10 protein-coding genes and 1 pseudogene are annotated in these 12,550 nt (G+C 70.0%); 9 read left to right on the top strand and 2 right to left on the bottom strand.

Translation table 11 applies throughout. From position 1 onward, the window contains the following. Positions 1 to 368: 368 nt before the first annotated feature. Together AB0B50_RS01590 and AB0B50_RS01585 are read left to right on the top strand one after the other, a co-directional pair. Positions 369 to 1,304 (top strand): patatin-like phospholipase family protein, encoded by a 936-nt coding sequence (locus AB0B50_RS01590; protein ID WP_362323851.1) that lies wholly within the window; start codon positions 369 to 371, stop codon positions 1,302 to 1,304. Between the two features lie 355 nt (positions 1,305 to 1,659). Then, on the top strand, positions 1,660 to 2,511 hold the full coding sequence (locus AB0B50_RS01585) for a hypothetical protein (protein WP_362323849.1): 852 nt from the start codon (positions 1,660 to 1,662) through the stop codon (positions 2,509 to 2,511). Here AB0B50_RS01585 and AB0B50_RS01580 read toward each other — a convergent pair. Next, positions 2,501 to 2,623, bottom strand: a complete 123-nt coding sequence (locus AB0B50_RS01580) for a hypothetical protein (protein WP_362323847.1) — start codon at positions 2,621 to 2,623, stop codon at positions 2,501 to 2,503. The two genes, AB0B50_RS01585 and AB0B50_RS01580, sit on opposite strands and share 11 nt — an antisense overlap. Between AB0B50_RS01580 and AB0B50_RS01575 the strand changes: the two genes are divergently transcribed. The 6 genes and pseudogenes from AB0B50_RS01575 (at position 2,622) to AB0B50_RS01550 (ending at position 9,524) form a co-directional block, all read left to right on the top strand. Then, positions 2,622 to 2,879, top strand: coding sequence for a hypothetical protein (locus AB0B50_RS01575; protein ID WP_362323845.1), 258 nt, complete (start codon positions 2,622 to 2,624; stop codon positions 2,877 to 2,879). The two genes, AB0B50_RS01580 and AB0B50_RS01575, sit on opposite strands and share 2 nt — an antisense overlap. Before the next feature lie 1,097 nt (positions 2,880 to 3,976). Continuing rightward, positions 3,977 to 4,609: pseudogene (locus AB0B50_RS01570) on the top strand (ATP-binding cassette domain-containing protein); the annotation flags it as partial. Positions 4,610 to 4,704: 95 nt separating this feature from the next. Next, positions 4,705 to 5,523 carry an ABC transporter permease gene (locus AB0B50_RS01565; protein ID WP_362323843.1) on the top strand — a complete coding sequence of 273 codons (819 nt, stop codon included), beginning with the start codon at positions 4,705 to 4,707 and terminating at the stop codon, positions 5,521 to 5,523. Positions 5,524 to 5,592: 69 nt separating this feature from the next. Beyond that, entirely contained in the window at positions 5,593 to 6,969 is a 1,377-nt protein-coding gene (locus AB0B50_RS01560) for a sensor domain-containing protein (protein ID WP_362323841.1), read from the top strand. A 49-nt stretch (positions 6,970 to 7,018) separates the two neighbouring features. Beyond that, a complete protein-coding gene (locus tag AB0B50_RS01555; protein ID WP_362323840.1) occupies positions 7,019 to 7,663 on the top strand; it encodes a response regulator transcription factor in 645 nt (214 codons plus the stop codon). A 445-nt stretch (positions 7,664 to 8,108) separates the two neighbouring features. Further along, the gene (locus AB0B50_RS01550; protein ID WP_362323838.1) at positions 8,109 to 9,524 is read left to right on the top strand and encodes a SpoIIE family protein phosphatase; all 1,416 of its coding nucleotides are present in this window, start codon (positions 8,109 to 8,111) and stop codon (positions 9,522 to 9,524) included. A gap of 105 nt (positions 9,525 to 9,629) precedes the next feature. Here the strand turns inward: AB0B50_RS01550 and AB0B50_RS01545 are convergent, their stop codons facing one another. Next, the gene (locus AB0B50_RS01545) at positions 9,630 to 11,123 is read right to left on the bottom strand and encodes a hypothetical protein (protein WP_362323836.1); all 1,494 of its coding nucleotides are present in this window, start codon (positions 11,121 to 11,123) and stop codon (positions 9,630 to 9,632) included. A gap of 234 nt (positions 11,124 to 11,357) precedes the next feature. Between AB0B50_RS01545 and AB0B50_RS01540 the strand changes: the two genes are divergently transcribed. Next, the gene (locus AB0B50_RS01540) at positions 11,358 to 12,545 is read left to right on the top strand and encodes an aminoglycoside phosphotransferase family protein (protein ID WP_362323835.1); all 1,188 of its coding nucleotides are present in this window, start codon (positions 11,358 to 11,360) and stop codon (positions 12,543 to 12,545) included. The last annotated feature ends 5 nt before the right edge of the window (positions 12,546 to 12,550 follow it).

Genomic DNA, 12,550 nt, shown 5'->3' with positions numbered 1-12,550 from the left:
GCGCACCTCTGACAAGCAGGGCGGAGTCTCCCCAGCAACCGGCCGCTGCCTGCACGCCATGACTCGTCGGACACTGCCCAGCCACCGACTTGGCTCGCCATGTCGCCGCTGCCGGCTGGCAGCGGCGCATGTCGAACTCAGTCAGTCACGTGTACGGGCTCCAAGGAGCCCATGTGTCGCATGCCGGTGAACGATTGCGGATTGCCTGTGCCGTCATGGTGGACGCCGTTCGCCCACCGGAGCATGCTTCGGAAAGCGTGGTGGAGCGGGATGTATCAAGTGGTACGTGTCAATGGGCTCGCCCACCCGCCACGGGGGCGATCACGATGGACAGCACTGCTGCAGTCGGCCATTCGGCCAGGACGAATGTGGATGTCGTTCTGGAGGGTGGCGGCGTCAAGGGCATTGCCCTCGCGGGTGCGCTCAGGGAGCTCTGCGCGGCCCACACCGTGCAGCGTGTGGCCGGTACGTCGGCGGGAGCCATCGTCGCGGCGCTGCTGGCGGCCGGGTACACGGCCCCGGAGCTTGAGCAGGAGATGCGGAACCTGGACTTCGCATCGCTCCAGGACGGGCCGGCACGTCATTGGGGCAAGGTCGGGGCGGCATTGGCCGTACTCCTGCACAGCGGCGTCTTCAAAGGCGACGCCCTGCACGCCTGGATCGAAGAACGACTCGCGGACAAGGGCGTCACCACCTTCGAGCAGCTGCGCCGCCATGGAACGGGAGACGACACCGGCACGCCGCCGTACAAGCTGGCCGTCGTGGTGAGCGACATAAGCCGGGGGCGTCAGCTGATCCTGCCGGAGGACTATGAGGCGCTGTGCGGAGTGGACCCCGATACCGCGAAGGTCGCCGACGCGGTGCGTGCCTCCGCCTCGATCCCCTTCTACTTCCGGCCGGTGAAGTTCCGTACCGGCCCCTCGCAGGGAACACAGCGGCTGGTACTCGTCGACGGCGGTCTGCTGTCCACCTTCCCCATCGGCCTGTTCGACCGGCAGGACGCGCAGCCGCGGCGCTGGCCGACCATCGGCATCAAACTCTCCATGCGACGGACTCCCCGCCAGGAGTGGCAACCGGTACGGAACCCCGTGGAGTTGGGACGGCGGCTGGTGTCCACCATGATCAGCGCCCACGACCGCTTCCATGTGGACCAGCGCCGCGTACAGGACCGCACCATCTTCGTCGACACCAGCCAAGTACGGTCAACCAACTTCCGCATCACGGAGGAGCAGATCGAGCTGCTGTACACCAACGGCCGCGACGCCGCTCAGCGGTTCCTGGCTGCACGGGGCCTCCGGCTGTAGCTCAACCGCTGTCATGCGTCGCAGAACGGGGCATGCCCACCGTCGCGACCCCGCGGACAGAACGGGGGACATCATGAACACACCCGGCCGCAAAGGGTGGTCGTACAGAAATCTCACCCGTCGAGCGGCACCACGGCCTGTCGCACAGGACACCTCACCGGCCGGCGACAGCGTGGGACCGCCTCGCCGCCCGAGGTCCACTACGTGGCTGCATCGCGCGCAGACACGCTTATGCGTACTGCGATATCAACTCAATGCCGCGAGCGGCCAATCGGACCGCCTACGTCGCGCCGGGGCTCAGAAAGGGGAGCTCCAGGCTGGGGCGAATCACCTCCTCTGCACGGCCGAGCATCACATGCGACAGGCCGCCGGCAACCACAACATTCGCTGGAGATTCGGCAGTTGGTGGAACGGGCTGGCATATGAGGGCACGCTGACAAGCTTGCACGCCGCCGAAGTCGCGATCATCAAGCTGTCGCAACCCGCCCGGGCTTGGACCCAGATCGACGCGGTGCTCGCCCTGGCAGGCCCGCTCTGTCAGAGGGATCCCCGCCTTGCGCTGGTCGAGGAGCTGAAACGGAAGGACTGGCCGGGGGACGAGCGTGTGCCCTGGGCTGTCGCAGCCCTCCTGGAGGCGGCCTACGCGGTCCAGGAGGAACGAGCCGTACGCAGCCGCAACTTCCGCAATCGACTCATCCGAGCAGGCAGCGTTCTGACGCTGCTGCTTGTGGTGACCGTCACGGTGGCCTGGCACAGTGCGGGAGCGATCCCCGTCTGCACGAGCGGCTGCCCCGATCGGGAGGAGCCTGGCCTCCGCGAAGTCGGTCTGGTCATGCTGCTGGGCATGCTCGGTGCGGCAACCCACGTGGCCGGGCGCCTGCAGAAGATGGGCGGCAGTTGGAACCCTTACAACCTTCCCTTCTACCAAGAACTCATCAAGCTTCCCATCGGGGCGCTCACAGCGGTGATTGGACTGCTCCTGGTCGACACCGAATGGCTGCCGATGACTGAGGCTCCTGACTCCTGGCATGACGTCATGGCCAGTGCCGTGGTCTTCGGGCTGGCCCAGATCGCCCTCACCCGCAGCATCGACCAGCGTGCGGAGAAGATACTCGCGTCGGATCCGGATCCAGAGGAAGCCAAACAGCTGGAGAAGGTTCCCGACCCCGACAACAGGGCGCAAGGGACATCGGAGTTCACTGTATGAACTTCGAGTCGCCCGCCGCTGGGGAGACCGTCACACCGGACTGGGCCGTCAGCAGCGCTGTCCCCTTGGCGTGATCGCCGTCCGGCGGAGGCTGCTCGATGGTGCTCATCATGGGCTCTCCTGGTCGTGAGTCGGCACAGGGGCGAGGGGCGGGCCTCAGGGTCGTCGAGGCCGTTGCCAACGTCCTCAGGTACGCCCACGCCGACAACTGCTGGGTGGGTGTCGAACTGGGCGACACGCTCGTCCTGACCGTTGCGGACGACGGCAACGGACTTCCCGACCGATTCCGTCCCGGAGCGGGAATGGAGTCCATGCGGGAACGTGCTGCCGCGATCGGCCGTCCGAATCGGTCGAAGGCGTGGTCGTAGGCGATGATGAGTGGACCACGCAGCGGTCTGTGGGCGACCCAGGAAATCCAGAGGACCTGCCCCGGGACCAAAGTCCTCGTCCACTCCCAACACGAGGCCGACCCCAACGCCATGGCCGCGATGCGGGCCGGTGCCGCGGGCTTCCTGACCAAGACCGGGAACGTCGGTCAGATCATCCGCGCAGTCGGGGACGTCGCCGCCGGTGCCTGGATCTTCAACCTTTCCGACACCGCCCGCATGCGCCCCTGGTTCGACGAGCTGCGCACGGCCCGACGCGAGGGCGTCTTCCCCCAACTGACCTCCCGGGAAAGGGAAATACTCAACCTCACCGCCGCCCCAAGGCAGACAACTGCGGGCGCCGCCGACCGCGCGGAGCTCATCGCCATGCCCCGGGCCGCAGGACTCGGCACGGGCAGCGGCGTCAAAGGCCGCCTTGCCCACCTGGCCCGCGAGGAGCCTGGCCGCCAAGTTCAATGCCAGCGGCATCGTGCGGGCGAAGACGAGGAACCGCCAGGCAGGACGCATCTGGTCACGTCCTGCTCCGTGCGATGCCGTACGGCGGATCGCCAGGCGAAGACCGAGCACCTAGAGGTTGGCAACCCCCTGCAACAAGTCGTGCAGGAGTCACCTACGGCCGTCCCGCGCAGGTCGGCACACGCCGGGGATCGACGGCGCTCGGTGATCACTGGCTTCCGCCTCTCCTCTCGAGCAATCTCGATGGCGGTCAGAGCTCGGGCGGCAGCGGTCGCGGAACCCGAGCAGGGCCCCGGAGGGGGAGACACCCACGCCCGGCCCCGCGGGCTCGGGTCCGGACGTCCAGACAGCGAGCCCAGTGCACATCTGGGGCCGACACCAGTGCACATCCAGTTCGCATCCGCGCGGGAACTCCCGGGAACCCAGGGGAAGAAGAGGGAGATTAGCCCCCTCGGGGGATTCGCCTTCGCTTTCTGCCTGGTGTACGCAGGGCGAACGCCCCGCCCCTGGGGGAAAACCCCCAGAACACCCGGAGGAAAGCAGCGTTCCAGGCGGGACCGGCGCCTGCCTAGCGTGGAGGCAGTGACCACGTCAGGTATGCGGCGATGCGGCAGGGAGTTGTGATGATCGAGGTGCAGGGGCTCTGTAAGCGGTACGGGCCCGACGTCGCCGTCGACTCGTTGAGTTTCGATGTGCCGCCGGGAGCCGTGACCGGGTTTCTCGGGCCCAATGGATCCGGCAAGTCGACCACCATGCGAATGATCATGGGCTTGGACCGGCCCGATGCCGGGCACGCCCATGTCCATGGGCGGCCGTACGCGGAGTTGCGCAGGCCTGCTCGTGAGGTCGGGGCTCTGTTGGAGGCCCGTACGTTTCATCCGGGGCGTACCGCCGCCCAGCATCTGACGGCGCTCGCCGCCGCCGGTGGCATCGCTCGGGGGCGCGTCGAGGAGGTTCTCGGCATCGTCGGGCTCGGCCATGTCGCGGGGCGGCGTGCGGGGACCTACTCGCTGGGGATGGCTCAGCGGCTCGGTATCGCCGCGGCCCTGCTCGGTGATCCGGGTGTCCTGCTCTTCGACGAGCCCGTCAACGGCCTCGATCCCGAAGGCGTGCGCTGGATCAGGGACCTCATCAAGTCCCTTGCCGCCGAAGGGCGCGCCGTCCTGCTCTCCAGCCATCTGATCAGCGAAATGGCCCTCACCGCCGACCACTTGGTCGTCATCGGGCAGGGGCGGCTCCTCGCCGACTCGACCGTACGTGAACTGACCTCCCGCGGGTGCTCTCTCGAAGAGGCCTTCTTCGCGCTGACCGCCACGTCCGCGCAGGCCACGTCCACTGAAGGGGTTGCTCGATGAGCGGCACGAGTGTCAATGCCTCCCGCTGGCAGCGTGATCTGCGTGTTCCCAGCGGGCGTTACGGCTTCGCGAACGCCGCCCGCATGGAGTGGGTCAAGCTCCGGAGTCTGCGGTCCACCTTCTGGGCGCTGCTTCTCGCCGTGGTCGGCATGGTCGCCATCGGCGTCGTGACGATGGCCAACACCAAGGCCCCCAGCCCCGACAAGGCCGCCGCCTTCGACGCCACGAACAACGTCCTGGCCGGAGTGGCCGTCGGGCAGCTCCTCATCGGCGCCCTGGGGGTCCTCGTCGTCACCGGTGAGTACGCGTCGGGCACCATCCGCTCCACCTTCGCGGCCGTACCCGACCGGCGCCTGGTCCTCTCCGCGAAGGCAGCCGTGTACGGCGGGGTCTCGCTCGCGCTGGGCGAAGCCGTCGCCTTCGTGACGTTCTTCGCGGGGCGGACCGCGCTCGGGGACGGCGTTCCGCGACCCGGGATCGGGGACGCCGGGGTGCTGCGTGCCGTCCTGATGGCCGGTGCGTACCTCGCGATGATCGGGCTCATCGGCATCGGGATCGGTGCCATCACGCGGCACACCGCGAGCGCCATCGCCGTACTCGTCGGTGTCACCTTCGTGCTGCCCGCGGTGATCGGCGGGGTCTCGGGGACGGCCGTCGCGAAGTTCTTCCCGACCATCATCGCGGCCAACTCCCTGGCCGTCGCCAAGCCGGTGTCGGGTGTGCTCTCGCCCTGGGCCGGGTTCGCGCTGCTGTGCCTGTACACCGCCGCGGTGCTCCTGGTGGGCGGGCGTCTGCTGACCCGCAGGGACGCCTGACACGAACTGGCCCACAGGGACGCCTGACACGAACTGGCCCGCAGCAACTCCTCACAGGAAACTGGCGACATGCACGTGCAAGACAGTGAGCGGCCGCTGGGCGGAGCGCCCCGGGATCGACTGCCTCGACTCCGCGAAAGGGTCTTCCAGGCCGGAGTGCTCCGCGCCCCCTTCACCCGCCGGGCCTGGGCCGAAGTGGCGTACTGCCTGATCGGCCTTCCGCTCGGCCTCGCGGGCGGCACCGTCCTCGCGGTGGTGCTCGCCCTCGGCGGCGCCTTCACGCTCTCGCTGGTGCTCGCCGTCCTGGGAGCGCTGCTCCTCATCGCCGGGCTACGGCTCGCCCGTGCACTCGGCGGCGTCCACCGCGCGCTGGCCGCGGCGTTCCTCGGCGAGCGCACGCCCGCGCCGCCGCCCTTCCGGCCCGGCGAAGGCTTCGTCGGGCGCGTCGACGCGCGGCTGCGGGACGGGACCGGCCGGCGTGCGGCGGCCTACGTCCTCGCGAAGCTGCCGGTCGGCGCGCTGGGAGCGTACGCCGTCCTGTGGTGGATCAGCGGCCTGGTCAACCTCACCGCCCCGCTGCGGTGGGGCGTCTTCGGACAGCAGCCCGAGGCGGGCGACCCGGAGGGCATGCTGGTGCTCACGCCGATCCCGTTCGGCAGTCCGGGCGTCGACACCTTCGCCGGTACCTGGCTCGCGATGCTGCTCGGCGCGCTCACCCTGCTGTGTGCTCCCTGGGGCACCCGACTCGTCGTCGAGTGCGACCGCCGGCTGCTCCGTGCGCTGCTCGGACCGGGGCGGCTCGCCGACCGCGTACGCGACCTGGAGGAGACGCGCGCGCTGGCCGTCGACGACTCGGTGGCGCTCCTGCGCCGCGTCGAACGGGACCTGCACGACGGCGCGCAGGTCCGCCTCGTCGCGGTGGCGATGGGCCTCGACATGGTCAAGGAGCGCCTCGACGAAGGTCAGCCCCTGGACGTGGCCCGCATCAGGCAGCTCGTCGACGGTGCCCACCGCAACGCCACCGAAGCGCTCACCGAACTCCGGGACCTGGCCCGCGGCATCCATCCCCCCGCCCTCGACGACGGCTTGCCCGACGCCCTCGCCACGCTCGCCGCGCGCAGCACGGTGCCGGTCGAGCTGTCGGCGGACGTGCCCCGGCGGCCCACCCCGGCGATCGAGACCATCGCGTACTTCTGTGCCGCCGAACTCTTGACGAACGTCATCAAGCACAGCGGGGCACGGCGCGCCGCGATCGGCGTGACGCAGCGCGACGGACTGCTGCGTCTGGAGGTCACCGACGACGGCCGTGGCGGTGCCGCCCTCGGCGCGGGCAGCGGCCTGACCGGACTGGCCCAGCGCGTCCGCACGGTCGACGGACGCATCGGCATCCGAAGCCCCGATGGCGGCCCCACCGCCGTCACCGTCGAACTGCCCCTGCATGCGTGAGAAGGCAGGTGAGAGCGTGTACAGGACCGCACATGAGAGCATGCCGACCATGCGTGTCGTGATCGCCGAGGACGCCGCCGTGCTGCGGGAGTTGCTGGCCCAGATGCTCTCCGAGCGCGGGCACGAGATCTGTGCCGCCGTGGGCGACGCCGACGCCCTGCGCGAGGCGGTCGCCGTGCACCGGCCCGACGTCACGGTGGTCGACATCCGGATGCCTCCGACCCATACCGACGAAGGGCTGCGGGCGGCCATCGACATCCGTGCCGAGCACCCGGGCACCGGGGTACTGCTCTTCTCTCAGTACGTCGAGACGAAGTACGCCACGCGCCTGCTCGCGGCGGGCTCGGCGGGCGTCGGTTATCTGCTCAAGGACCGGGTGGCCAACATCGCCGAGTTCACGGATGCGTTGGAGCGGGTCGCGGCGGGCGGCACCGCGCTGGACCCCGAGGTCGTGACCCAGCTGGCCGGGGCCGGACACCGCTCCGCCGAGCTCGCGCCGCTCACCGAACGGGAACGCGAGGTGCTCTCGCTGATGGCGGAGGGCCGCTCCAACGCGGCGATCGCGGGGGCCCTCTTCGTCTCGCCGGGCACGGTGGAGAAGCATGTGGCGGCGGTCTTCGACAAACTCGGCCTGCCGGCCTCGCACGACCACAATCGGCGGGTCCTCGCGGTCATTCGCTATCTGCGCCCCTGATGACCACCCACGCGTGCACGAGTGACGGTTCGTGGCCCGGGACACCGCGCGAGGACGGACCCCTCACCTGAAGCAGTGCGGCCGTGAAACCGTGAAACCGAGCAATTCGCGCCGTTCTCACCACCCCCCTCCCCACCCCGTCTCCCCCGCCGATTCCCGCCCTCTTCCGCCGCCGCCCGCACTCCCCCGCGATGCGTTCGCCCCCTCGTCTCATTTCCTCCTCCGGAACACCACATTCCGACGCAAGGCCCTACGCACCCTTTACCATTTCCCCATAGACTCCTACCTCGGGCCTCCGGATATCCGCACGCCAAGGGCATATGCCAGAAGCACCACTGCATCGTGTGTTGCCAAATCCCTTACAGGCCACCTTCTGCTGTGCGAAAGTCATTAGCGGTCCACCACCCGTCAAGTTGGTCGCACCGCATCTTCAACGGAGCACCTCATGCCGCCCCATGTCTTCGCGGACCACGCCGCCGCCCAGCCGCCAGAGCGCGGCACGGTCGACGCGTTGATCTCGCAGACGCGCCGGCTCCGGGGCGAGGTCGATGCCGTACGGCGCGACGCCGTGACCGACCACGGAGATCCCGCAGGCCGCTGGCAGCGGGCCCTGTGCGATCTGGCGGTGCATCAACTCAACGATCTGGACAGCCATTTGGCCCAGCTGCGGGACGGTCCGCCGCGGGCGGGCGGGGAGCCCGCGGCGCCGACCGCGACCACCACGGAGACGGGCCACGGCTCGCTCCTGAGCCGGGTGGGCAGCGCCGAGTGGAACCTCCTCACCGACGAGGCCAGTTGGTCCGGCGAGCTCTATCAGATCCTCGGCCGCGACCCCGCCGCTCCCCCGCTCTCCCTGGACGAGCTCCCCTCGCTCGTGCACGCCGACGACCAGCCCCTGCTGACCGCGATGGTCACGGACTGCCTCATCGACGGCAAACCCATCGACGGCGAGTTCCGCATCGTGCGGTCCGACGGGCGCGTACGCCACGTGCACATGATGGGCGAGCCCGTGCTCGCCGGCGACGGTTCCACCGCCTCCATGTGGGCGGTCCTGCGGGACGTCAGCGAACTGCGCCGCAGTCAGCGCGCGCTGCGCGAGACCCGTGACACGCTGCAGCGCCACCGCGACATCGCACAGACCGAGCACCGCCTCGCCGTCGAACTGCAGGAGGCGGTCCTGCCTCCGTGGCGCAGCTCCCTGCGGCTGCCGCACGGCGGGCCAGGGCAGCTCGACCTCGCCGCCCACTACCTCCCCTCTTCCTCCAGCGCGCTCATCGGCGGCGACTGGTACGACGCGATGCAACTCCCTGACGGCCACGCCCTGTTGAGCGTCGGCGACCTCACCGGGCACGGTGTCGCCGTCACCTCCGGCATGGCGATGCTCCTCGGCGCCCTGCGCGGCATGGCCGTCGCAGGATCGCAGCCGGGCCAACTCATGGGCTGGCTCAACCATTTACTGGACGCCACGGACCAGCCCGCCCTCGGCAGCGCCATCTGCTGCCGCTACGACCCCGCCACGCACCTGCTCACCTGGGCGCAGGCCGGGCACCCCGCCCCGCTGCTGTTCCGCGACGGGACGGGGCGCGCGCTGACGCCACCGGACGGCGTGCTCCTCGGCGCCACCTCCGGTGCGACCTACGAACAGCGCGACGAGCAACTGCGGCCCGGAGACCTGCTGTTGCTGCACACCGACGGCCTGGTGCCACGGCGCGACAGGGACGCGTCGACGAGCCTGCTGCTCTCCCTCGCGTCCCGTTTCACCGGGGCGCGTACGGCACAGGAATGCGTACGGACCGTCGTCGAGGAGTTCGGCGGGGCACCGCGTGAGGACGACGCCTGCCTGTTGATGGCGCGGATCTGAAGCGCTCCGGACACGCCGGACCTCGCCACCGATCACACGCTGCTACGTACATGGATTGATCTGCGTACGTGTAGGTGATGCGCGCCCGCTCGACGCGCGCTCGCGCTATGCCCTTGCCGTCCTCCCCGCCCCCTTCGCCCCCCTCGGCAGCGCGAGCTTGATCTCCTCGCGCAGGTCCTGGATCTTCGGGTATCCGGCGTACTGCGCTGTCAGTCGGTACATCTCGCGCAGCCGGTCCCAGGTGCGGTGCGAGGAGTTGGCCCGCATCGACACCAGCGCCAACCGGGCGTACCGATCGGCCTGTTCCGGGTCGTCGGCGATGAAGCAGGCCGACGCGAGCGAGATGTAGTCGAAGATCTGCGACCGGTCGCGGTTCTTGGCCCGCAGCTCGATCGCCTCCCTGGCGTGCCGCTGCGCGATGTTCGCCGCGGACGGTTCGTGGTCGGCGAGGGTGCGGTAGGCCAGGGCCTGCATGCCGTGCAGATCCGCCTCGTCGAACATCTGCATCCAGCTCGGCGGCGGCACGTCCCCCTTGTCCGACACGAAGAGGTCCTCGGCGAGGCCGAGGGTGCGCCGCATCGCCTGCCCGCGGCCCATCGAGGCCTGTGCCCAGGCCTCGATGGTGTACAGCATCGCCTGGGTGCGGGGCAGGGCCTCGTCGCCCGCACCCGACTTGGCGAGCTTCATCAGGTCCAGGGCGTCGTCCGGCTTCCCGAGGTGCACCATCTGGCGTGCCGCCCGCGACAGCGCCTCGCCCGCACGCGGCCTGTCCCCTCCTTCTCGGGCCGCGTGCGCCGCGATGACGAAGTACTTCTGCGCCGTGGGTTCGAGGCCGACGTCGTGCGACATCCAGCCGGCCAGGACGGCGAGGTTGGCAGCGACGCCCCACAGGCGCCGCTGGAGATGTTCGGGGTGTCGGTAGGCGAGCATGCCGCCCACTTCGTTGAGCTGGCCCACCACGGCCTTGCGCTGCAGCCCGCCTCCGCGGGCCGCGTCCCAGGCGCGGAACACCTCGACCGAGCGCTCCAGTTCCTCGATCTCCTGTGACCCGATGGGGGCGGCCTCGTAGCGGTCGAACCCAGCGGGGTCGGCATGCAGGGGGTCGTCGAGTCGGGGGGCGTCGGCCGCGAGAGCCGGATCGGTGTGCAGCCAGTCGTGCATGGCGCTGCTGAGTGCGGAGCCTGCGGCAAGCGCAGCGCCCGCGCCCACCAAGCCGCGTCGGTTGAGCATGAGGTCCATTCCCGTGAATTCGGTGAGGACCGCGGCCGTCCGCTCGGGCGCCCACGGCACGCCGTCGGGGTGCTCCACACTCCCGTCGCCACGCCGCTTCCCTACGCGCCCGTGCCGGACCAGACCCAGATCCTCAGTGGTCACGACACGGCCGAGACGCTCGGTGAACAGAACAGCCAGCACCCGCGGCACCGGATCGCGTGGGATCTCTCCCATGTCGATCCACCGCCGCACCCGCGAGGTGTCGGTGGCCAGTTGGGGGTGGCCCATGGCCGCCGCCTGCCGGTTCACCAGCCTCGCGAGTTCCCCCTTGGACCAGCCGGCCAGGCCGAACAGGTCCGAAAGGCGGGTGTTGGGTTGTCCGTTCACGTCAAGCCCCCAGGTTCTCGGCTGAGTTGACAGTAACCCTCTGTCAGTTGCTGAGCGACTATTCGCCAGGGTTCGCCAGGGTGCGCCACATGGTGTGCCATGGGACGACGGGTGTCAGGTAGGAGTGCGCCACCCCGACCCGGTCGCCGCAAGGCACTCCCCAGGGTGCACCCGAAGCGATCGGGCCGGGAGGCGCACGCAACTCGCAGGCACACGAAGGGATCTGTATCGCCCATGTACGCAGCATCGTCCTCCGTGTCCGCCCCGCCCCGGCCGCTCCACCCGCGCCCCCCGGTCCCCCGGACCCGCGAGGTGCCCCCCTCATCGGGGAACGGCCCCTATCTAGAGCCGTTGCGCCCCTCGTCCGCGCAGCTCGGCGGCGGTCGCACGCGCCGCGTGCCGGGCACCGGGACCCAACCGCTCAGCGGGAGACTCGACTTGTCCGGCCCCCAGGGGGCGCAGCTGCGCACCGCGATTGCTTCGGTGCACCGCATCTGCCCGGAGTTCAACCCGGTGCAGGTGCTCCGCAGAAGCGGCCGCACCGTGCTGCTCGTCGGCACGGCAGGGCGCAGCACCGCCGTCGCCAAGTGTTTACTGGACCCCTCGCCTCTGTGGGCCGAGCGGATCCGGCACGAGATAGCGGCATACCGCGCGTTCGTCCGGCACCGTCCGCCGGTCCGGGCGCCGCGGCTCATCGCCGCCGACCCCGATGACTGCACGCTGGTCATCGAGCGCATGCCGGGGCGCGTGGCGGCACTCCACCGGCATCCCGCGGAGGCTCCTCCGCGGGCGGACATCCGGGCGGCGCTCGGCTCCATCTGCCGCCTCAACCAGTGGCGGCCGCCGACCGAGATGTTCGGCAGGCCGATGGACTACGGCAGGCGGATCTCCCGCTTCCACGAGCTGGGTCTGCTGACCGACCGCGACATGGGCGACCTGCAGAAGCTGCTGCACGGCATCGCGCACTCGGTCGCGCATCAGGGCAACGGCCACCAGGCCATGTGGCAGTTCTGCCACGGCGACGCCCTGCTGTCGAACATCATGCTCTCGCCCGGCGGGCCCGTCCTGGTCGACTGGGAGCACGCGGGGTGGTACCTCCCGGGGTACGACCTGGCGACGCTGTGGGCCGTCCTCGGTGACGCCCCGGTGGCGCGGCGTGAGATCAGTCAGCTGGCACAGGCGGCGGGCCCGGCGGCGCGCGACGCGTTCCTGGTCAACCTGATGCTCGTCCTGACCCGCGAGATCCGTACGTACGAAACGGCCGTGCAGCGTTCGATGCACGAATCGGCCCCGGCGGCACCGGGCCCGGCCCATCCCGGTGCTGCGCCGTCCGGCGAGGAACAGCGGCTGCTCCTGAGGCGGCTGCACGACGACTGCCAGCTGGCCCGCCGGGCCGTGCGAGCAGCGGTCGGTACTCGCTGACGGGG

It is taken from the genome of Streptomyces sp. NPDC041068, assembly GCF_040647455.1.
Taxonomy (GTDB): Bacteria; Actinomycetota; Actinomycetes; order Streptomycetales; family Streptomycetaceae; genus Streptomyces.
This window is presented reverse-complemented; position numbering and strand designations above follow the sequence as displayed.

Coding starts and splice junctions, on each gene's coding strand:
- AB0B50_RS01580 (WP_362323847.1), bottom strand. CDS start 2,623: ATGATGAGCACCATCGAGCAGCCTCCGCCGGACGGCGATCACGCCAAG.
- AB0B50_RS01540 (WP_362323835.1), top strand. CDS start 11,358: ATGTACGCAGCATCGTCCTCCGTGTCCGCCCCGCCCCGGCCGCTCCAC.
- AB0B50_RS01575 (WP_362323845.1), top strand. CDS start 2,622: ATGGGCTCTCCTGGTCGTGAGTCGGCACAGGGGCGAGGGGCGGGCCTC.
- AB0B50_RS01550 (WP_362323838.1), top strand. CDS start 8,109: ATGCCGCCCCATGTCTTCGCGGACCACGCCGCCGCCCAGCCGCCAGAG.
- AB0B50_RS01585 (WP_362323849.1), top strand. CDS start 1,660: ATGCGACAGGCCGCCGGCAACCACAACATTCGCTGGAGATTCGGCAGT.
- AB0B50_RS01555 (WP_362323840.1), top strand. CDS start 7,019: ATGCGTGTCGTGATCGCCGAGGACGCCGCCGTGCTGCGGGAGTTGCTG.
- AB0B50_RS01560 (WP_362323841.1), top strand. CDS start 5,593: ATGCACGTGCAAGACAGTGAGCGGCCGCTGGGCGGAGCGCCCCGGGAT.
- AB0B50_RS01565 (WP_362323843.1), top strand. CDS start 4,705: ATGAGCGGCACGAGTGTCAATGCCTCCCGCTGGCAGCGTGATCTGCGT.